Consider the following 19,993-nt stretch of genomic DNA (forward strand, 5'->3'; position numbering starts at 1 on the left):
ACTTACTTCCTTTCCTCGTCAACCACCCAGCTGCCCGGCACCATGGGAACCCTTGGGCCAGCACCGAACTCATCACCCTCCAGCGTCGCCAACCCCGCCGCCCGCTCCGCGGCATCGCTACGCACCGTCCCCGCAAAACCCAACGAACCCGCACCCTGCCCCGAGGCCACGGTCGGCTCGTAGTCCATGTATTCGTAGCGGTGGCCGCGATCCATCGCCGCTGCCCGGCGCCGCCGGGCCCGCGCCTGCTCGCGAGCCGACGCGGCTGCGGGCGCCGCAGCGTCGATGTCCTCCGACGACGACTCCTTGGTCCCCCGACGCGCACGACTGCTGGCACTGCTTTGGGCCGACAATCCCGCCGCGCTCACCGCGTAAAAGCCTTCGGTCATTCCCGTGGTCGGGCCGAAGCCGACTTCCGGGCCACCACCGGCCGGTCCCCCACCGCTCGGCATGGCCGAACTGGTCGTCGCGCTCGACGTCGTCGGGGCGTTGCTCGCGCTGGTTTCGACACCGGTCGCCGTCGAAAACGCCGGCGCGGATCCCATTGGCGCCGGGATGGCCGCGGCCCCCGGCATGTCCGCTGCCGGAGGGACCGCGACGCCGGCGACGCCTGGGACTCCGGCCAGGCCCGCCAGTCCCGCCAGCCCCGCGGTAGCGGCGCCGGCCACCGCCGGAAAAGCGGCCATCAGCAATACCGGGGCCGTCTGTGCGAGGGCAAGAACGAGCATCAAATTATGGAAGACGAACCAGGCGAGCGCGGAGGCAAGGACTGGTGAGATTCCGGGGATTTGTGAGAAGAACGGCAAAATCGTGTTGACGAATCCCATCGGGTCGACGGGATACCCATTGGGGAAGAACAGCTTGGCCAGGGGATCCGCGAACCCCATGTTGTAGTTGGTTATCAGCTGCGCAAGCTGGTCCTGCCACGACGAACCACTGGTCGCCGCCTGTTGCGTGGCCGAGGTGTCCGCGCTGTTGAGCTGCGAACCGGATTGCGAGGCCGGGGCCATGGCTGCCGATTGCGTTGTCGCAGAGGTGGTTTCGCCGCCCGGTGCGACGATCTGCGGCGCCGGCACAGTCGGCGGGACGCCGGCCAGAGCCGATCCCGCGACGGCCTGATAGGTGCTCATCGTGGTAGCCGCTTGAACCCACATCCGAACGTAGTCGGCTTCGTTCAGCGCGATCGGGATGGTGTTGATCCCGAAGAAGTTGGTCGCCACCAACGTAGCGTGAACAGCGTGGTTGGCGGCGAGCTCGCCCAGCGTGGGCATGGCGGCCAGCGCGGTGGTATAGGCGCCGGCGGCGGTCTGGTGCAGAGTTGCCGCGACCGTGCTCTTCTCGGCACTGTCCAGCAGCCAGGTCAGGTACGGGCCGTGCGCCGCCACATACTTTTCCGCGGTCGGGCCTTCCCACGCCGCCTGCGCGCCGGCCAGCACCGCGGTGAGTTCGTCTGCGGCCGAAGCGTATTCGGCGCTCAACGAGGACCACGCCCCGGCGGCCGTCAACAGCGACCCCGGCCCCGGACCGCTGCTCAGCAGCGTCGAGTGCACCTCCGGCGGGAAGGCCATCCAGATTGGCGCCGTCATAGGCCGCCGGCAACCAGGTACGACGACGCGGCAGCGGCGTCACCCGTCGCGTAGCCGGCGGCGGCCTGGCCGACGCCGGCACCGGAGCGGCCCAGCTCCGTCACGCCCTGCGCGGCCGCGACGCCATGCTCGTTACCGGACGCGCTGAATCCCGCCGCCGTCTGCAGCGACACCGGGTCGACGGCGGGCGGAACCACCGCCGAAATCAGCGGGGCCGCACCGGCCTCCGCAGCAGCAAGCCGCGCTGTCAACGCTTCCACCGCAGCACCGGCCGCGGTCAGGCCCTCGGGAACAACTCGCAGGGACACGGACACCTCTTTCGGGATCGATCGTGCGTACCTACAAGTGGTCGGCGCGCGACGCGAATTAGTTCCTTCGGGGGTTCCTTTGTGCTCGGGCAGAGGAATGCGCGACGATACAGCGATGCGGTGTGAGGTTGCGCGCGAAGCGCTGTCGGCGAGGTTGGATGGTGAGGCTGCGCACGTGCCGGCCCAACGGGTCGACGCCCATCTGGGTTCGTGTCACGAGTGCCGTGCCTGGCTGATCGGAGTGGCGGTGCAGACCCGCAGGCTGTCCTCGGTCGAGGTGGGCCGCGCACCGGACCTGGTCGACCAGATCATGACGAGCGCCGGCGTCGCGCCGCTGCCGCCGTATCGCCGTTGGCTGCGGGATCTGGTGTCGGACTACCGGCGCTGCGGGCTGATCGTCGTGGGCCTGGTGCAGGTCGCGGTGGCGTTGGCCCAAATCGCGGGCATCGACTTCGGTTTGGTGTCCCACCACATGCATGGCGCTGCGACCGGGGCACACCTGCTGCACGAGTCCACGGCATGGTTCCTGGCCTTGGGCGTGGCGATGATTGCCGCCGGCATCTGGACCGCGGCGGCCGTCGGCGTCGCGGCGATCGCCGGCGCGTTTGCGATCGCGCTGTTCGGCTATGTGGCCGTCGACGCCTGCACCGGACAGGTCACCGCGGCGCGCATCGCCAGTCACCTGCCGATGCTGATCGGACTGGCCTTCGCGTTGCTGGTGGCCCGCGAACGGGTCGGGTCGTCCAAACCGGAGGCCGACGGCGGCGCCCAGACAACCGAGCTGGTGCTCACCGCCAGCGCTCCGGCCGCTCGGCGCCGCGGCCATCTGTGGCCCGTCAACCGCTCCGCCGCCTAGCCGTGCGGTCTACGACAGAGCGTCGTATTAGGGTGGGTGCCCATGGCCGCGCGTAGCGACGACGACGCCGTTACCGCACACGCCCTCGCCGCTGCGCGCGGCGACGCCGGGGCGCTCGAGACGTTCATCAAAGCCACCCAGCAGGACGTGTGGCGGTTTGTGGCCTACCTGTCCGACGGGTCCCACGCCGACGATCTGACCCAGGAGACGTTTCTGCGGGCCATCGGCGCCATCCGGCGATTCTCTGGACGGTCCAGCGCCCGGACCTGGCTGCTGGCCATCGCGCGCCGTGTCGTCGCCGACCACGTGCGCCACGTCCGGGCTCGGCCGCGCACCGCGCACGGCGCCGACCCCGAACAGCTACTCAACCGCGAGCGGCCCACCCGCGGATTCGAAGACGTCGTCGAGGTCACGACGATGATCGCCAACCTCACCGCCGACCAGCGCGAGGCGCTGCTGCTCACCCAGCTGCTGGGGCTGTCCTACGCCGACGCGGCAGCCGTGTGCGGCTGCCCGGTGGGCACCATCCGGTCTCGCGTCGCCCGCGCCCGCGGTGCGCTGCTGGCCGGCCTGGACCCCGACGAGGCGACGGGCTAACGCTCAGTAGCGGTAGTGATCGGGCTTGTAGGGGCCCTCGACGTCGACTCCGATGTACTCGGCCTGGTCCTTGGTCAGCTTGGTCAGCTGGCCGCCGAGCGCGGTGACGTGGATGCGGGCCACCTTCTCGTCGAGGTGCTTGGGCAGCCGGTACACCTCGTTGTCGTACTCGTCGTTCTTGGTCCACAGCTCGATCTGGGCGATCACCTGGTTGGAGAAGCTGTTGCTCATCACGAACGACGGGTGGCCGGTGGCGTTGCCGAGGTTCAGTAGCCGGCCCTCGGAGAGCACGATGATCGAGCGGCCGGTGTCGCCGAAGGTCCACACGTCCACCTGCGGCTTGACGTTCATCTTCGTCGCGCCGGACCGCTCGAGCGCCGCCATGTCGATCTCGTTGTCGAAGTGGCCGATGTTGCCTAGGATCGCCTGGTCCTTCATCGCCTTCATGTGCTCGAGCGTGATGATGTCCTTGTTGCCGGTCGCGGTGACGACGATGTCGGCCTCGCCGATCGCCTCCTCGACGGTCTTGACGTCGTAGCCCTCCATCAGCGCCTGCAGCGCGTTGATCGGGTCGATCTCGGTGACGGTCACTCGCGCGCCCTGGCCGGCCAGCGATTCCGCGCAGCCCTTGCCGACGTCGCCGTAGCCGCAGACCAGCGCCTTCTTGCCGCCGATCAGCACGTCGGTGCCGCGGTTGATGCCGTCGATCAGCGAGTGCCGGCAGCCGTACTTGTTGTCGAACTTGGACTTGGTCACCGAGTCGTTGACGTTGATCGCGGGGAACGCCAGATCACCGGCCGCGGCGAACTGGTAGAGCCGCAGCACACCGGTAGTGGTCTCCTCGGTGACGCCCTTGACCGACTCGGCGATCTTGGTCCACTTGGTCTTGTCGCTCTCGAAGCCCTCGCGCAGCCGGTTCAGGAAAATCTTCCACTCGGCGGAGTCGTCCTCCTCGGCGGGCGGCACCACACCGGCCTTCTCGTACTGCATGCCGCGCAGCACCATCATGGTGGCGTCGCCGCCGTCGTCGAGGATCATGTTCGCCGGCTCGCCCGGCCAGGTCAGCGCCTGCTCGGCGGCCCACCAGTACTCCTCGAGCGTCTCACCCTTCCACGCGAACACCGAGGTGCCCTTGGGCTCCTCCGGGGTGCCGTGCGGGCCGACCACCACCGCGGCGGCGGCGTGGTCCTGGGTGGAGAAGATGTTGCACGACGCCCAGCGGACCTCGGCACCCAGCGAGGTCAGCGTCTCGATCAGCACCGCGGTCTGTACGGTCATGTGCAGCGACCCGGAGATCCGCGCCCCCTTCAGCGGCTGCACCTCGGCGTACTCGCGCCGCAGCGACATCAGGCCCGGCATCTCGTGCTCGGCCAGGCGGATCTCCTTGCGGCCGAAGTCCGCCAGCGACAGGTCGGCGACCTTGTATTCGATGCCGTTGCGCACGTCGGTGCTCAGGGCGTTCTCGGTGGTCGTCATCTCGGGCGCACTCCTCATCGGTCAACTAGTTAGCTCGCATACACATTAGTCCTCGGTGCCGCTGGCGTGCGACCGGCTCAGGACTCGATCACACCGTAGCGTTCGACGGCGGGGGTAAGCAGGCGTGCCAGGTCGGCGGCGACGTCGTGGTCGGCCTCCGGCGGCATCGACACATAGCTCATCGCCAGCCGCACGATCGCGCGCGCGATGATGCCGGCGTCGTCGTCGCTGGCCTTGACCCAGCTGTGCTGGAACGTGTTGGCCAACCGCTCCGCGCAATGAGTGATGATCGGCCCGCTGTCGGTGGTAATGATCTGCAGCAGGTCGGGTTTGGCGACACCGGTGAGCAGTGAGATCACCAGCGGGTCGGCGGCCGACTCGGTGAAGAACATCCGGAAGCCCTGCAGGAACGCGGCGTAGACTTCGCCGACATTGGAGTAGACGGCGTCGTCGACGGCGTCCACCAGCCGGTCGGCCAGCCGCAGCGCGTAGCCCTGCGCCAGGCCTTGCCGGGAGCCGAACTCGTTGTAAATGGTCTGCCGGCTGATGCCGGCGGCGCGGGCCACGTCGGCCAGCGTGATCGCCGACCAGTCACGGGCCAGCAGCAGCTCGCGCATCGCGTCGAGCACCGAATCGCGCAACAGGACCCGCGACGCCTCGGCGTAGGAGACTCGTACGGGCCTGCCCGTACCATCTGCCGCTGCCACATGCGCGAGACTAGCCGTCAAGAACGTGCGACTTCTACCATCTCGAAGTCGGACTTGGCTGCGCCGCAGTCCGGGCAACTCCAGTCGTCGGGGATGTCGTCCCAGCGGGTGCCGGGCGCGATGCCGTCTTCGGGCCAGCCCTTGGCCTCGTCGTACTCGAAACCGCACTGCACACACACGAACAGCTTGTAGTCGGTCATGCGTTCGCTCCTATCGGTTCGAAATCGATCTTCTCGCGGACCGCGCAGTCCGGGCAGCACCAGTCGTCGGGAATCTGGTCCCACGGTGTGCCGGCCGGAAAGCCTTCCCTCGCAGCGCCTTTGGCCTCGTCGTAGATGTACCCGCACCCCGGGCAGCGGTACGACGGCATCACGCCACCGCCCCGTAGCGGGCCAGCACCTGGCTGCGGACACGCGGGTGAATGTTGGCCCGGGTGATGTCGCCGTCGTAGTGGGCCAGCACCCGGTGGTCCATCACCTTGCGCCACAGCGGCGGAAGGTAGGTCAGCCCGATCAGCGACGCGTATCCGCTGGGCAGGTTCGGTGCGCCGTCCATGCTGCGCAGTATCTGGTAGCGGCGCGTCGGGTTGGCGTGATGGTCGCTGTGCCGCTGCAAGTGGTACAGGAACAGGTTGGTCACGATGTGGTCGGAGTTCCAGCTGTGCTGCGGCGTGCAGCGCTCGTAGCGGCCATTGGCGTTTTTCTGCCGCAGCAGGCCGTAGTGCTCGAGGTAGTTCACCGACTCCAACAGCGAGAAGCCGTAGACGGCCTGGATGATCACGAACGGGATCAGCGCCGGGCCGAACACGGCGATCAGCACGGCCCACAGCACCACCGACATCGCCCAGGCGTTGAGCACGTCGTTCGACGGGTGCCACGGGCTCTTGTTCAGCCGGCGCAGCCGCTGCGCCTCCAGACCCCATGCTGAGCGCAGGCTGCCAATGACGCTGCGCGGGAAGAACTCCCAAAACGTCTCACCGAACCGGGCCGACGCCGGGTCCTCCGGCGTGGCCACCCGCACGTGGTGGCCCCGGTTGTGCTCGATGTAGAAGTGGCCGTAGCAGGTCTGAGCCAGGGTGATCTTCGACAGCCAGCGCTCCAGGGTGTCCTTCTTGTGGCCCATTTCGTGGGCGGTGTTGATGCCGATGCCCCCCAGCGCACCGACAGACAGCGCCAGGCCGATCTTGGCCGGCCAGCTGAGCGACCCCTCGAAGCCCAGCCAGCTCAGGTCGGATGCGGTGAACAAGTAGGCGCCCAGCACGACGCTGGCGTATTGGAACGGGATGTAGATATAGGTGCAGTAGCGGTAGTACTTGTCGTTCTCCAGCCGCTCCATCACCTCGTCGGGCGGGTTTTGCCCGTCCGGGCCGTAGCGAAGGTCGAGCAGCGGCAACACGACATACACCAGGATCGGCCCGATCCAGAACAGCACCTGCGATGCGGTGTGCCAGCCGGCCTGATTCATTGCCCACACGATCGGCAGGATCAGCATCAGGGCCGTCGGGGCGATCAGCCCGAGCAGCCACAGGTAGCGCTTCTTGTCGCGCCACAGCGTCGTGTCGGGACTTGTCGTGGTGGTCATGTCGCAACCTCCGTTGTGAGTCACAGCACGTTGGAGTTGACAATACCGCGCTTTGCGTCTCCTGTCTAGACATTTCATGGCTATTTGTAAAGCACCTGGCGTCGGTTAGGAAGCGACGTCGACGGCGGTCGGCTCCTCGGCCTGCCGGCCCGCCAACACCGAGTGCCGGCGGCCGTAGCCGTAGTAGATGGCGACGCCGACGACCATCCACACGCCGAACCGGATCCACGTCACCCCGGTCAGGTTGAGCATCAGCCACAGGCACGCGCACACCGAGGCGATCGGCAGCAGCGGCACCCACGGCGCGCGGAAACCGCGCGGCAGGTCGGGGCGGGTGCGGCGCAGGATGACCACTCCGGCGGACACCAGGACGAACGCGAAAAGCGTTCCGACGTTGACCATCTCCTCCAGCTTGGCCATCGGGAATACCGACGCCGCGAGGGCCACCAGCAGCGCGACCAGCACGGTGATCCGCACCGGCGTCCCGCGGCTACTGGTCTGCGCCAGCGCCCGCGGCAGCAGCCCGTCGCGCGACATCGCGAATAGCACGCGGCACTGGCCGAGCATCAGCACCATCACCACCGTGGTCAGCCCGGCCAGCGCCCCGATCGAGATGACGCCGGACGCCCAGTGCACCCCGTTCGCCGCGAACGCGGTGGCCAGGTTGGCGTGCTTGCCGCCGGGCCGGTCCTGAAGCGCGGTATAGGGCACCATCCCGGACAGCACGACCGAGACGGCGACGTAGAGCACGGTGACGATGCCCAGCGTGGCCAGAATCCCGCGCGGCACGTCGCGCTGCGGGTGCTTGGTTTCCTCGGCCATGGTGGCCACGATGTCGAACCCGATGAACGCGAAGAACACGATCGACGCGCCCGCCAGCACGCCGAACCAGCCGTAGTGGCTGGTGTGCGCTCCGGTCATCAGCGAGAGCACCGACTGGTCGACGCCGGTGCCGGCGTGATCGGCCTCCGGCGGCGGGATGAACGGCGAGTAGTTGGCGGCCTTGACGTAAAACGCGCCGACGACCACCACCAGCGCCACCACCGATACCTTGATCGCGGTGACCACGGCCGAAAAGTGCGCCGACAACTTGGTGCCCAGCGCCAGCAGCGTCGCCACCAGCGCGACAATCAACAAAGCCCCCCAGTCGAGCTGGAATGAGCCGAGAGTGATTGTGCCCCTGGCGATTCCGAACATGGTGTCCAGGTAGCTGGACCAGCCCTTGGCCACCACCGCCGCGCCGATGGCCAACTCGAGCACCAGGTTCCAGCCGATCACCCACGCCAAAAACTCGCCGAAGGTGGCGTAGGAGAAGGTGTAGGCGCTGCCCGCCACCGGCAGCGTCGAGGCGAACTCCGCGTAGCACACGGCGGCCAGCCCGCAGGTGATCGCCGCGATCAGAAACGAGATCCAGATGGCCGGGCCGGTGATGTTGCCCGCGGTCGAGGCGGTGACCGTGAAGATCCCGGCGCCGATCACCACCGAGACGCCGAACACGGTCAGGTGCCACCAGCTGAGGTTTTTGTGCAGCCGGCTATCCGGTTCGTCGGTGTCGGCAATCGACTGCTCGACGGATTTGATGCGCCATCGATCGGCCATGCACCGGGACAGTACCGACTACTGGGCGCACACGCGCGCCGACGCGAGGCTAGCGAATCAGCGCCCGATCCAGGTCGGGCTCGAGGTAGATCACCCGGGCGGCCGGCACCGCCGCGCGGATGTTGGCCTCGGCGGCGTCGATAGTGGCCGCCACGGTAGCCAGCTCGACCTCCGGGCCCACCGCGATCTTGGCGCCCACCAGCATCTCGTCGGGGCCGAGATACTGCGTGCGCAAATGGATCAGACGGTCGACGTGCTCTGTGTTTTCCAGGGCCGCCCGGATAGCGGCGGCTTCGGCCGCGGTGGCGCTCTCCCCGATCAGCAGGCTGTGCATCTCGACCATCAGGATGGTCGCGATGACGCCGAGCAGCAGGCCGATGGCGATGGTGCCGACGCCATCCCAGACCGGGTTGCCGGTGGCCGTCGTCAAGCCGACGCCGACGAGCGCGAACGCCAGCCCGATCAGCGCACCGGTGTCCTCGAGCAGCACCACCGGCAGCTCGGGATTGCGGGAGTTGCGGATGAACCGCCACCAGCTGCCACTGCCCTTCAGCGGCCGCGACTCGACCACCGCCGTGCGAAAACTGAACGCCTCCAAGGTGATTGCCACCACCAGGATCACCAGCGCCACCACCGGAGACGTCAGCTCGGCCGGGTGGGCGATCTTGTGGTAGCCCTCGTAGAGCGCGAAGACCGCGCCGAGGGTGAACAACACCAGCGCCACCACGAAGGACCAGAAGTAGCGGCTGCGCCCGTAGCCGAACGGGTGCAGCGCGTCGGCCTCCTTGCGCGCCGCGCGCTGCCCGAACAGCAACAGGGCCTGATTGGAGGTGTCGGCCACCGAGTGCACCGCTTCGGCGAGCATCGACGAGCTGCCGGTGAGAACAAACCCGACGAACTTCGCGGCGGCGATGCCGGCGTTGGCGGCCAGCGCGGCCAGGATCGCGCGGGTACTGCTTGGGGCGCTCACAGACCCACGGTGGCGCGGAACAACGTGGTCGGCTGATGCGCGACGAGCCGGATCGGTCCGTCGTCGGCGGCCACCCACGCCGCGGCGCCGCGTTCGAGTTTCAGCGTCCCGGATTTTCCGTGCACGGTGGTGCAGCCCTCGGTGCACAACAGGATCTGCGGGCCTTGCGAGGACCCGTGCCGCGACGGCGCGTCGACCTCGTGGCCGACGTGCTCGCCGTCGAGAGTCAGCACACACACCGCGAATTCGTCGGTCGGGGTGTCGTAGACCAGCCCCAGCCCCTCGCGGTGCGTCGGCGGGCGCAGCTGGTCCTCGGTGGTGGGCGTGAAGTCCAGCACGCGCAGCAGCTCCGGCACGTCGACGTGCTTGGGGGTCAGGCCGCCGCGTAACACGTTGTCGGAGTTGGCCATAACCTCCAGGGCAACGCCGCGCAGGTAGGTGTGCAGGTTGCCGGCCGCCAGGAAGATCGCCTCACCGGGAGCCAGGCTGATGCGGTTGAGCAACAACGCAGCCAGCACCCCGGCGTCGCCCGGGTAGCGCTCGCCCAGTTCCAGCACGGTCTTGGCTTCGGCCGCGAATTCCGTTGCGCCGGAAGTGATGTAGTTGATCGCGCCATCGAGCACGGCCGGGATCAGCGCGTCGATGTCGGGCTGCGGAGCGGTAATCCAGGTGGTGAACAGCGCGCGCAGCCCGTCGGCGTCGGACTGGTCGTTGAGCAGGTGCAGGAATGGCTCCAGGTCGGGGACCGACAGCGCGCGCAGCAATTCGACGGTGCGGGCGGCCGGACGGAACCCGGCCAGCGCCTCGAACGGCTGCAGCGCCACCAGCAGCTCGGGCTTGTGGCTGCTGTCGCGGTAGTTGCGGATCGGCGAGTTGATCGGGATGCCGAGTCGCTCCTCGCGCCGGTAGCCTTCGGCGGCCTGCTCGGCGCTGGGGTGCGCCTGCAGCGACAGCGGTTCGTCGGCGGCGAGGACCTTGACCAGGAACGGCAGCACGTCACCGAATCGGGAGCGGGCCGCCGAACCGAGCTGGCCGTCGGGGTCGGCGAGCAGGGCGTCCAACAACGAGGTTTCGCCGCCGGCGGCCTCCAGCCACGCCGGGTCGCCCGGATGCGCGCCGAACCAGAGCTCGGCTTCGGGGTGAGCGGCCGGGACGGGTCGCCCGGTGAATTCGGCGATGGCCGTACGCGATCCCCAGGCGTACGTCCGTATCGCTCCGCGTAGCAGTTCCACGTCTGTTGTCTATCCCCGCACCAGTCGCAAATAAACGGCGGCCATCTCCAGTCGGACGGCCAATATTGCCAGTTGCTGCTCGGCGCGCTGCGCGCCGACCTGGCCGGCGGCGCCGACGGACACATCGGGCACGTCCTCGGCGCCGACGATGTCGACGTCGCCGAGCGGCGCAACCCGCGCAGCGACGACGGTCCGGTCGGCCGCCAACGTCAGCGCGAGCACCCGCAGCCGCTCGGGCAGCGGTCCGTCGATCGCCTCGTCGTGGAACAGCGCATCCGCCGGATCGGCGAACGACGGCGTCGTGCGCAGCGCCACCAGCGCGTCGGCCAAACCAGTGGCCGCCACCACCTGGTGGCCGAGCCGCAGCAACACCGACGAGCCGTGCCGGGCCAGCGCCAGCGTCGCCCCGCAGTCGCCGGCCAACACCACGCTGCGCCCCGAGATCCGTTCGGCCAGCGCCTTGGCCGGGTTGGTGAACACCTCGCGTCCGGCGCTGTTGCGCAGTGCTTCGGCGTCCAGTTCGTCGGCCAGCACACCCAAGTCGGCACCGAGCTTGGGGTCCACGCTTTGCAGCGCGGCCAGCCCGGCGGCCAGGTAGCGGCCCAGGCCGAACTCATCGGGGACCCGCATCCGCGGCTCCAGCACTGCGACCCGCCCGGCGGTGGTGTCGCGCAACGGCCCTTCGTAGGGTGCCGCGACGACGACGCGGGCCCCGCGGCGTACCCCGGTGGCGGCGGCCCCGACCAGCGCCGGATCGCCGGGGTCGTCGCCGGCGACGATCAGCACGTCGAGCGCTCCGATCCACGGCGGCGCCTCGGCGGCCACCACGATCGGCGCGGCGGCCGAGCCGCCCAGCGTCGCGGCCAGCATGGTGCCGGCGGTCTCGGCGGTGCCGCGGCCGGCCACCCAGATCACCGTGCGCGGGGTGTCGCCGCGCACGGGGTCGAGCGCCCCCTCCTCGGATGCGGCGGCGGTGGCCCGTACCTGCGCGCCCGCGGTCGACGCGGCCCGCAGCAGCCCGTCGCGGTCGGCGGCGATCAGGGCGTCGGTGTCGTCGATGTCGATGGTGGCGTGGATGGCGTTCACGTGACTGCCTGTGTCAGCCCCGCGATTTCGGCGGCAACTTGTTGGACCACTGCGTCGACGTCCTCGGTGCAGCGTGCTTCGACGTTGAGCCGCAGCAGCGGCTCGGTGTTGGAGCTGCGCAGGTTGAACCAGCTGCCGTCGCCGAGGTCCACCGTCACGCCGTCCAGGTGGTCGATGGAGTGGATGCGGGTGCCGAACGACTTCAGCACCGCCTCGGTGGCCGCGGCGGCGTCGGCGACGGTGAAGTTGATCTCGCCGGAGGATTCGTAGCGTTGGTAGTCGGCGGTGAGCTCGGAGAGCGGCCGGTCTTGTTCGCCGAGCGCGGCCAGCACGTACAGCGCGGCCAGCATCCCGGAGTCGGCGCCCCAGAAATCGCGGAAGTAGTAGTGCGCGGAGTGTTCGCCGCCGAAGATCGCGCCGGTGTCGGCCATCAGCGCCTTGATGTAGGAGTGCCCGACGCGGGAGCGCACCGGTGTGCCGCCGCGCTCGACCACCAGCTCCGGCACGGCGCGGGAGGTGATCAGGTTGTGGATCACCGTCGCGCCGATCTCGCGGTTGAGCTCGCGGGCGGCGACCAGGGCGGTCACCGTCGACGGCGACACCGGCCGGCCGCGCTCGTCGACCACGAAGCAGCGGTCGGCGTCGCCGTCGAAGGCCAGCCCGATATCGGCGCCGCTTTCCTGCACATAGGCCTGCAGGTCTTGCAGGTTGGCCGGGTCCAGCGGGTTGGCCTCGTGGTTGGGAAACGAGCCGTCGAGCTCGAAGTACAACGGCGCCAGCGTGATCGACTCGATCGCGCCGAGCACTGCCGGGGCAGTGTGGCCGGCCATCCCGTTGCCTGCGTCGACGGCCACCTTCAGCGGGCGCAAGCTTGACAGGTCCACCAGCGAGCGCAGGAACTTGCCGTAGTCGTCGAGCACATCCTGGTCGGCGATGCTGCCGGCCGGCCCTTCGTAGCCCGGCACGCCGGCGACCAGGTCGTCGCGGATGGCGCCCAATCCGGTGTCGGCGCCGACGGGTTTGGCGCCGGCCCGGCACATCTTGATTCCGTTGTAGGCGGCCGGGTTGTGGCTGGCGGTGAACATCGCGCCCGGGCAGTCCAAGAGGCCCGAGGCGAAGTAGAGCTGATCGGTCGAGGCCAGACCGATCCGGATCACGTCGAGCCCCTGCCCGGTGACCCCGGACGCAAAGGCTGCGGCCAACGCCGGTGAACTATCCCGCATGTCGTGGCCGAGGACTACCCGCCCGGCGCCCTCGCCACGCACCAGCCGCGCGAACGCGGCGCCGACGTCGGCGACAAACGGCTCGTCGATCTCGTCACCGACGACGCCTCGCACGTCATAAGCCTTGATCACACGGTTGACAGCCGCGGCGGGCCGAGACATGACAAAGCTCCTGACTATCGAGACTCTTGGTGGTCAGCCTAACGGTTTTGGGGAGACCGGCTGACAGCTAAGCAGGCGTCTAGTCGGCAGGGTCGGGCAGTACCCGCAGATGGCCGCGGCGGCGCCCGGTGCCGGCGGAGCGCTGCCCGGCCGGGGTCAGCACAGCGCCGCTCGGGGCGGGGGCCGGGGCGGCGCCCGGATCGGAAAAACCGTTGACCGGTGGTGCGTCCGGTACCGCGGCGCGGCCCTCCCGCACCGCCTCGGCCAACGCGATCAGGTCGTCGTCGTCGGACGGCATGGGCAGCGGGCCGGCGTGACGGACCAGCTCCCAGCCCCGCGGCGCGGTGATGCGGCCGGCGTGGCTGACGCAGAGGTCCCAGGAGTGCGGCTCGCGGGCGGTGGCGAGCGGGCCGATCACCGCGGTGGAGTCGGAGTAGACGAACGTCAGCGTCGCCACCGCGTAATGCGGGCACCCGGGCCGACAACAGCGACGCGGAACAGTCACGATCGAGAGGCTATCGTGCGCAAACGCCGTCGCATCGGCTGACACGCGCATTGGACCGGGCTGCGATGTCCAACCGTTACCATCGGCGCGTGAGCGATTCGCGCAGCTCCGGGCGCAGGTCTGCTTCACGGCGCGGCCGCGACATGCGCGGCCCGCTGCTGCCGCCGACGGTGCCGGGCTGGCGCAGCCGCGCCGAGCGGTTCGACATGGCGGTGCTGGAGGCCTACGAGCCGATCGAGCAGCGCTGGGCTGACCGGTTGTCCGGGCTGGACGTGGCCGTCGACGAGATCCCCCGGATCTCGGCCCGCGATCCCGAGAGTGTGCAGTGGCCGCCGGAGGTGATCGCTGACGGGCCGATCGCGCTGGCCCGGTTGATCCCCGCCGGGGTGGATGTTCGCGGCAATGCGACGCGGGCGCGGATCGTGTTGTTCCGCAAGCCGATCGAGCGGCGCGCGAAGGACACCGTCGAACTCGCCGAATTGCTGCACGAGATTCTGGTGGCTCAGGTGGCCACGTATCTGGACGTCGAGCCTTCGGTCATCGACCCGACGATCGATGACGATTAGCGGGGCGGGCTAGATGATGCCGCGCTTGAGGCGACGGCGCTCCCGCTCGGAAAGCCCGCCCCAGATGCCGAACCGCTCGTCGTGCGCCAGCGCGTACTCCAGGCACTCGGTGCGCACCTCGCAGCCCAAGCAAATCTTCTTGGCCTCGCGGGTGGAGCCGCCCTTCTCGGGGAAGAACGCCTCGGGATCGGTCTGCGCGCACAGCGCGCGGTCTTGCCATTGGTCGGCGGTAACCGGCGCCGGCTCAAAGACTTCGGGCACTTCGGGCGCGCTGGGCACCAAACTCAAGTGGGGTCGCGCTGCGGCCCCCGCCGTCGCCGCGCCGGCATTGGTGTGCGGTGTGCTTCCCATCAGGCCCCGTAGGTGCTCATAGGACATGCTCCGCCTCCTCACCTGATTTCGTTGATTCGTGAATGTCGCCCACTGTTTTGATGTGCGGCCATCTCAATTCGAACAAACGATCGAATCTCGGTCTGCGACACCGAATCCGGCCGGCCAACCGGGAAATGACACTGATGAGATTACACACGTGTTATCAGCCGTGGTCAAGCGATTCGGAAGATTTCCATACCATCTCGTGACCAATTTTTGACGGCACTGCCACAGTTTGGCCGTCGGCGTGTCGGGTCGTCTCGTCGCCACGCGTACTGTCGTCCGGTGTGAAGGTCACGGTTTTGGTCGGCGGGGTCGGCGGCGCCCGCTTTCTTCTCGGCGTGCAACATCTGCTCGGCCTCGGCCAATTCGGAGGCGAGGGTGCATCCGGCGCGCACGAGCTGACGGCCGTCGTCAACATCGGCGACGACGCCTGGATGCACGGGGTGCGGATCTGCCCCGACCTGGACACCTGCATGTACACCCTGGGTGGCGGGGTCGACCCGCAGCGCGGCTGGGGTCATCGCGACGAAACCTGGCATGCCAAGGAGGAACTGGTCCGCTACGGCATGCAGCCGGACTGGTTCGAGCTCGGCGACCGCGACCTCGCGACCCACCTGGTGCGCACACAGATGCTGCGGGCGGGGTACCCGCTCTCGCAGATCACGGCCGCGCTGTGCGACCGCTGGCAACCGGGAGCGACGTTATTGCCGGCCAGTGACGACCGATGCGAAACCCACGTGGTCATCACCGATCCCGATGACGGCAACCAGCGCGCGATCCACTTCCAGGAGTGGTGGGTGCGCTATCGCGCGCAGGTCCCGACGCACAGCTTCGCGTTCATCGGAGCCGAAAACGCCCATGCTGCAACCGAAGTGCTCGACGCCATCGCGGATGCCGACATCATCCTGGTGGCGCCGTCGAACCCGGTGGTGAGCATCGGCGCCATCCTGGCCATCCCGGGTGTCCGGGGCGCGCTGCGGTCGACCGGTGCGCCTGTGGTCGGCTACTCGCCGATCGTCGGCGGAAAAGCCTTGCGCGGCATGGCCCACGAGTGTCTGTCGGTGATCGGCGTGGAGTCCACCGCCGAGGCGGTGGGCCGCCATTACGGCGCACGGTCGGGCACCGGCATCCTGGACGGCTGGCTGGTCCACGAGGGCGACCACGCCGACATCGACGGTGTGGCAGTGCGATCGGTGCCGCTGCTGATGACCGACCCGAACGCGACGGCCAAGATGGTCAGCGCCGGACTGGAGCTCGCGGGCGTCGCCGCACTATGACCGAACACGGTACCGCGGCAGCGGTCGAGATCCTGCCCGTCACAGGGCTTCCCGAATTCCGGCCGGGCGACAACCTGGCTGACGCCGTGGCCGCGGCCGCGCCGTGGCTGCGTGACGGCGACGTGGTGGTGGTCACCAGCAAGGTGGTGTCCAAATGCGAGGGCCGGCTGGTGCCGGCGCCCGATGACCCCGACGCGCGAGACGCCTTGCGGCGCAAGCTCGTCGACGCCGAAGCGGTTCGCGTGCTGGCCCGCAAGGGACGCACACTGATCACCGAGAACCGGCTCGGGCTGGTGCAGGCCGCTGCCGGGGTGGACGGCTCGAATGTCGGCGTGACCGAACTGGCGCTGCTGCCAACCGATCCCGACGCCAGCGCCGCCGCCCTGCGTGCCGCGCTGCGCGAGCGGCTGGGTGTGACGGTGGCGGTCGTGATCACCGACACGATGGGCCGGGCATGGCGCAACGGCCAGACCGACGCCGCCGTCGGCTCGGCCGGTCTGGAAGTGCTGCACGGCTATGCCGGGGCGGTCGACGCCCACGGCAACGAGTTGATTGTCACCGAGATCGCCGTCGCCGACGAGATCGCCGCCGCCGCCGATCTGGTCAAGGGCAAGCTCACCGGGATCCCGGTGGCCGTGGTCCGCGGGTTGCCGGTATCCGACGACGGTTCGACGGCGCGGCAGCTGGTCCGCTCGGGCACCGAGGACCTGTTCTGGCTGGGCACCGCCGAGGCGGTGGAAATGGGTCGCCGGCAGGCCCAATTGCTGCGCCGCTCGGTGCGCCAGTTCGCCGACCAACCGGTGCCGCACGATCTCGTCGAAGCGGCAGTCGCGGAGGCGTTGACCGCCCCGGCCCCGCACCACACCCGGCCGGTGCGGTTCGTCTGGCTGCAGACCCCCTCGGTACGCACTCGGCTGCTGGACCGGATGCGCGAGCGGTGGCGCGCCGACCTGGCCGGTGACGGCAAGCCCGCCGACGCGATCGAGCGTCGAGTGGCCCGCGGCCAGATCCTTTACGACGCACCCGAAGTCGTCATCCCGATGCTGGTGCCCGACGGCGCACACAGCTATCCCGACGCGGCCCGCACCCAAGCCGAGCACACCATGTTCACCGTCGCGGTGGGCGCGGCGGTGCAGGCGCTGCTGGTGGCGCTGGCGGTTCGCGGCGTGGGCAGTTGCTGGATCGGTTCGACGATCTTTGCCGCCGACCTGGTCCGCGACGAGCTGGGGCTGCCGGCAGAGTGGGAACCGTTGGGCGCGATCGCAATCGGCTACCCACAGCAAGCGCAGGAACCCAAAGAACCGGTGCCCGTCGCCGACCTGCTGGTGCGCAAGTGAACGTTCGGGAGTCGGCGATCGCGCTGCTGTCCGACTGGCAGGCCCCGGACCCGGCTCAGGACTCGGTGCGCCACGCGGTGCTGGCGTTCCTGTATGCCCGCGACGACGCCTGCCGGCGCGAATGCGTGCCCGGTCATGTCACCGCGTCGGCCCTGGTGCTCGACGACTCCGGCAGCCGGGTGCTGCTCACCCTGCATCCGCGGCTCGGCCGCTGGGTCCAGCTCGGCGGGCACTGCGACGACGGCGATGTCGACATTGCGGCGGCGGCGCTGCGGGAGGCCACCGAGGAGTCCGGCGTCACGGGTCTGCGGCTGGGCGAGTTGGCGGCGATCCATGTCCATCCCGTCACCTGCTCGCTGGGTGTGCCGACCCGCCATCTCGACCTGCAGTTCGTCGCCCACGCGCCGCCGGGCGCGCAGATCGCGATCAGCGACGAGTCGATGGATCTGCAGTGGTGGCCCGCCGACGAATTACCGGCCGACGCCGACGATGCGCTGGCCTATCTGGTCGCCCGCGCGTCGAATGTGGACTTGTGACACGTTTGCGGCGAAAATTCGTGCATTAAGCCCACATTCGGCGCGGCTCAGACGTCGCTCGAGTAGCGGATTCCGCCGTCGGGAATGGCCACCCCGGGCCACACCCGGGCGCCGCGCAGCAGCTCGCAGCGCGCCCCGATGTCGGCGCCGTCGCCGATCACACCGTCGCGGATCAGCGCCCGCGGCCCGATCCGCGCGCCGAACCCGATGATCGAACGCTCGATCACACTGCCGGCCTCAACCTTCACGCCGTCGAAGATGACCGCGCCATCCAAGCGGGCGCCCGGCCCGATCTCGGCGCCACGCCCGACGACCGTGCCGCCGATCAGCACCGCGCCCGGGGAGACCGCCGCGCCGTCGTGCACCAGCTGCTCGCCGCGCTGACCGCGCAGAGCCGGCGACGGCGCAATGCCGCGCACCAAATCCGCTGAGCCGCGCACGAAGTCCTCCGGCGTGCCCATGTCCCGCCAGTAGGTGGCGTCGACGTAGCCGCACACCTTGACCCCGTCGGACAGCAGCGCCGGGAACACCTCGCGTTCGACCGAGACCTCGCGGCCGCGCGGTATCCGGTCGATGATCTCGCGGGCGAACACGTAGCAGCCGGCGTTGATCTGGTCGGTGGGCGGGTCCTGTGTCTTCTCCAAAAATGCTGTGACCCTGCCGTTTTCGGTCGGCACGCAGCCGAAGGCGCGTGGGTCGCCGACGCGCACCAGATGCAGCGTCAGGTCGGCCGCGTTGGAGTGGTGGTAGTCGAGCAGCTGACCCAGATCGGCGCCGGAGAGCACGTCGCCGTTGAACACCATCACGGTGTCGTGCCGCAAACGGCCGGAGACGTTGGCGATTCCGCCGCCGGTGCCCAGCGGATGTTCTTCGGTGACGTATTCGATCTGCAGCCCCAGTTTGGAGCCGTCGCCGAACTCCGCCTCGAACACGGCCGGCTGATACGACGTGCTGAGGACCACGTGCTCGATCCCGGCGGTGGCGATCCGCGACAACAGATGCGTGACGAACGGCAACCCGGCAGTGGGCAGCATCGGCTTGGGCGCGGACAGCGTCAACGGCCGCAACCGGGTGCCTTTGCCGCCGACCAGGACGACGGCGTCCACTTCTGTCACGAGCGCCGCCTTTCTGCACTGCGCACCATCAACCGCGCGCGGATCGCCAGCCCCGCGCGAAACGCCCAACGCAGCGGTGCGCGCCACCACCCAGAATGCCGGTCGGCGAGGAAGAGGTAGGTGCTTTCGTGGTGGGCGACCAGGTTGCGCGCCGACTCGCGGCCGGTCGCGTGGCCCTTGTGGTGCAGGACTTCCGCCGACGGCACATAGACGTTCAGCCAGCCGGCGCGGCCCAGCCGGTCGCCGAGGTCCACGTCCTCCATGTACATGAAGTAGCGCTCGTCGAAGCCGCCGACCTGGTCGAACGCCGCCCGGCGCACCAGCAGGCACGACCCGGACAGCCAGCCCACCGGCCGCTCGCTGGGTTCCAGCCGTTCCTGGCGGTAGGCCGTCGACCAGGGATTGCCCTTCCACAGCTGCCCGAGGACGGCGTGCATGCCGCCGCGAACCAGGCTGGGCAGGTGGCGCGCCGACGGGTACACCGATCCGTCGGGGTCGCGGATCAGCGGGCCCAGCGTCGCCGCCCGCGGCCAACGGGCGGCCGCGTCCAGCAGCGCGTCGATGCTGCCCGGCCCCCACTGCACGTCGGGGTTGGCCACGATCACCCACTCGTCGGCGTCGCCGAGTTGCGCGACCGCCCGGTTCACCGCGCTGCCGTAGCCCAGGTTGGCGCCGGTGGAGAACAGCCGAACGTTCGGATAGCGCTCGACGGCAGCCTGCGGTGCGCCGTCGGTGGAGCCGTTGTCGGCCATCACGACGCTCAGCGGCCGCTCCGTAGCCAGCGACAGCGAAGCCAGGAAGCGGTCCAGGTGCGGGCCCGGCGAATAGGTCACCGTCACCACCGGCAGGACGTCGCTCACGCGTAGAGAGTAACGGGCTGGAGGCGATCGCAAGCGCGG

At 69.2% G+C, this 19,993-nt stretch carries 22 protein-coding genes; 6 read left to right on the forward strand and 16 right to left on the reverse strand.

Going from position 1 to position 19,993, the window contains the following annotated elements; translation table 11 throughout:
• Positions 1 to 2: 2 nt before the first annotated feature.
• Both MFM001_RS10740 and MFM001_RS10745 read right to left on the reverse strand, forming a co-directional pair.
• A complete protein-coding gene (locus MFM001_RS10740) occupies positions 3 to 1,586 on the reverse strand; it encodes a PPE family protein (protein ID WP_116375259.1) in 1,584 nt (527 codons plus the stop codon).
• Positions 1,583 to 1,894 (reverse strand): PE family protein, encoded by a 312-nt coding sequence (locus tag MFM001_RS10745; RefSeq protein WP_116375260.1) that lies wholly within the window; start codon positions 1,892 to 1,894, stop codon positions 1,583 to 1,585. Before MFM001_RS10745 ends, MFM001_RS10740 begins: the two co-directional genes overlap by 4 nt.
• 115 nt (positions 1,895 to 2,009) lie before the next feature.
• On the opposite strand from MFM001_RS10745, the gene MFM001_RS10750 reads away from it, so the two are divergent.
• Together MFM001_RS10750 and sigC are read left to right on the forward strand one after the other, a co-directional pair.
• Entirely contained in the window at positions 2,010 to 2,750 is a 741-nt protein-coding gene (locus tag MFM001_RS10750) for a DUF2275 domain-containing protein (protein WP_160118006.1), read from the forward strand.
• Between the two features lie 42 nt (positions 2,751 to 2,792).
• Positions 2,793 to 3,347, forward strand: a complete 555-nt coding sequence (sigC, locus tag MFM001_RS10755) for an RNA polymerase sigma factor SigC (protein WP_116375262.1) — start codon at positions 2,793 to 2,795, stop codon at positions 3,345 to 3,347.
• A gap of 3 nt (positions 3,348 to 3,350) precedes the next feature.
• On the opposite strand, the gene ahcY is transcribed toward sigC, so the two are convergent.
• The 11 genes from ahcY to MFM001_RS10810 all read right to left on the reverse strand — a co-directional run bounded on the left by ahcY (position 3,351) and on the right by MFM001_RS10810 (position 13,888).
• Complete coding sequence (gene ahcY / locus MFM001_RS10760) at positions 3,351 to 4,823, reverse strand: adenosylhomocysteinase (RefSeq protein ID WP_116375263.1); 1,473 nt, start codon at positions 4,821 to 4,823, stop codon at positions 3,351 to 3,353.
• Between the two features lie 77 nt (positions 4,824 to 4,900).
• A complete protein-coding gene (locus MFM001_RS10765; RefSeq protein WP_371685527.1) occupies positions 4,901 to 5,440 on the reverse strand; it encodes a TetR family transcriptional regulator in 540 nt (179 codons plus the stop codon).
• A 107-nt stretch (positions 5,441 to 5,547) separates the two neighbouring features.
• Positions 5,548 to 5,730: a rubredoxin gene (locus MFM001_RS10770; RefSeq protein ID WP_083129926.1), complete on the reverse strand. Its 183-nt coding sequence runs from the start codon at positions 5,728 to 5,730 to the stop codon at positions 5,548 to 5,550.
• Complete coding sequence (locus tag MFM001_RS10775) at positions 5,727 to 5,900, reverse strand: rubredoxin (protein WP_116375264.1); 174 nt, start codon at positions 5,898 to 5,900, stop codon at positions 5,727 to 5,729. The genes MFM001_RS10770 and MFM001_RS10775 overlap by 4 nt, the downstream gene beginning before the upstream one ends.
• Positions 5,900 to 7,111, reverse strand: coding sequence for an alkane 1-monooxygenase (locus tag MFM001_RS10780; protein WP_116375265.1), 1,212 nt, complete (start codon positions 7,109 to 7,111; stop codon positions 5,900 to 5,902). The genes MFM001_RS10775 and MFM001_RS10780 overlap by 1 nt, the downstream gene beginning before the upstream one ends.
• Positions 7,112 to 7,216: 105 nt before the next feature.
• Positions 7,217 to 8,710: an amino acid permease gene (locus MFM001_RS10785; protein WP_116375266.1), complete on the reverse strand. Its 1,494-nt coding sequence runs from the start codon at positions 8,708 to 8,710 to the stop codon at positions 7,217 to 7,219.
• A 49-nt stretch (positions 8,711 to 8,759) separates the two neighbouring features.
• A complete protein-coding gene (locus MFM001_RS10790; protein ID WP_116375267.1) occupies positions 8,760 to 9,680 on the reverse strand; it encodes a cation diffusion facilitator family transporter in 921 nt (306 codons plus the stop codon).
• A complete protein-coding gene (gene manA, locus MFM001_RS10795; RefSeq protein ID WP_116375268.1) occupies positions 9,677 to 10,912 on the reverse strand; it encodes a mannose-6-phosphate isomerase, class I in 1,236 nt (411 codons plus the stop codon). The genes MFM001_RS10790 and manA overlap by 4 nt, the downstream gene beginning before the upstream one ends.
• Before the next feature lie 9 nt (positions 10,913 to 10,921).
• Complete coding sequence (locus MFM001_RS10800; RefSeq protein ID WP_371685528.1) at positions 10,922 to 11,989, reverse strand: TobH protein; 1,068 nt, start codon at positions 11,987 to 11,989, stop codon at positions 10,922 to 10,924.
• Between the two features lie 5 nt (positions 11,990 to 11,994).
• Positions 11,995 to 13,383, reverse strand: a complete 1,389-nt coding sequence (locus tag MFM001_RS10805) for a phosphomannomutase/phosphoglucomutase (protein WP_116375270.1) — start codon at positions 13,381 to 13,383, stop codon at positions 11,995 to 11,997.
• A 79-nt stretch (positions 13,384 to 13,462) separates the two neighbouring features.
• On the reverse strand, positions 13,463 to 13,888 hold the full coding sequence (locus MFM001_RS10810; protein WP_192886909.1) for a DUF3499 domain-containing protein: 426 nt from the start codon (positions 13,886 to 13,888) through the stop codon (positions 13,463 to 13,465).
• A 143-nt stretch (positions 13,889 to 14,031) separates the two neighbouring features.
• Here MFM001_RS10810 and MFM001_RS10815 point away from each other — a divergent pair, with 143 nt between their 5' ends.
• Positions 14,032 to 14,454 (forward strand): metallopeptidase family protein, encoded by a 423-nt coding sequence (locus MFM001_RS10815; RefSeq protein WP_085168399.1) that lies wholly within the window; start codon positions 14,032 to 14,034, stop codon positions 14,452 to 14,454.
• Positions 14,455 to 14,463: 9 nt separating this feature from the next.
• On the opposite strand, the gene MFM001_RS10820 is transcribed toward MFM001_RS10815, so the two are convergent.
• The gene (locus MFM001_RS10820; RefSeq protein ID WP_116375424.1) at positions 14,464 to 14,805 is read right to left on the reverse strand and encodes a WhiB family transcriptional regulator; all 342 of its coding nucleotides are present in this window, start codon (positions 14,803 to 14,805) and stop codon (positions 14,464 to 14,466) included.
• A gap of 308 nt (positions 14,806 to 15,113) precedes the next feature.
• On the opposite strand from MFM001_RS10820, the gene cofD reads away from it, so the two are divergent.
• Genes cofD through MFM001_RS10835 form a run of 3 tightly spaced genes read left to right on the forward strand, consistent with a single transcriptional unit; the run spans position 15,114 to position 17,979 of the window.
• Positions 15,114 to 16,106 (forward strand): 2-phospho-L-lactate transferase, encoded by a 993-nt coding sequence (gene cofD, locus MFM001_RS10825; protein WP_116375272.1) that lies wholly within the window; start codon positions 15,114 to 15,116, stop codon positions 16,104 to 16,106.
• Positions 16,103 to 17,443 carry a coenzyme F420-0:L-glutamate ligase gene (locus MFM001_RS10830; protein ID WP_116375273.1) on the forward strand — a complete coding sequence of 447 codons (1,341 nt, stop codon included), beginning with the start codon at positions 16,103 to 16,105 and terminating at the stop codon, positions 17,441 to 17,443. The genes cofD and MFM001_RS10830 overlap by 4 nt, the downstream gene beginning before the upstream one ends.
• Entirely contained in the window at positions 17,440 to 17,979 is a 540-nt protein-coding gene (locus tag MFM001_RS10835) for an NUDIX hydrolase (protein WP_116375274.1), read from the forward strand. The genes MFM001_RS10830 and MFM001_RS10835 overlap by 4 nt, the downstream gene beginning before the upstream one ends.
• Before the next feature lie 47 nt (positions 17,980 to 18,026).
• Here MFM001_RS10835 and MFM001_RS10840 read toward each other — a convergent pair whose 3' ends face one another.
• Positions 18,027 to 19,094, reverse strand: coding sequence for a sugar phosphate nucleotidyltransferase (locus MFM001_RS10840; RefSeq protein WP_116375275.1), 1,068 nt, complete (start codon positions 19,092 to 19,094; stop codon positions 18,027 to 18,029).
• Positions 19,091 to 19,936 (reverse strand): glycosyltransferase family 2 protein, encoded by an 846-nt coding sequence (locus tag MFM001_RS10845; protein WP_192886920.1) that lies wholly within the window; start codon positions 19,934 to 19,936, stop codon positions 19,091 to 19,093. The genes MFM001_RS10840 and MFM001_RS10845 overlap by 4 nt, the downstream gene beginning before the upstream one ends.
• Between the last annotated feature and the right edge of the window lie 57 nt (positions 19,937 to 19,993).

Source organism: Mycobacterium sp. MFM001 (assembly GCF_003402475.1).
Taxonomy (GTDB): Bacteria; Actinomycetota; Actinomycetes; order Mycobacteriales; family Mycobacteriaceae; genus Mycobacterium.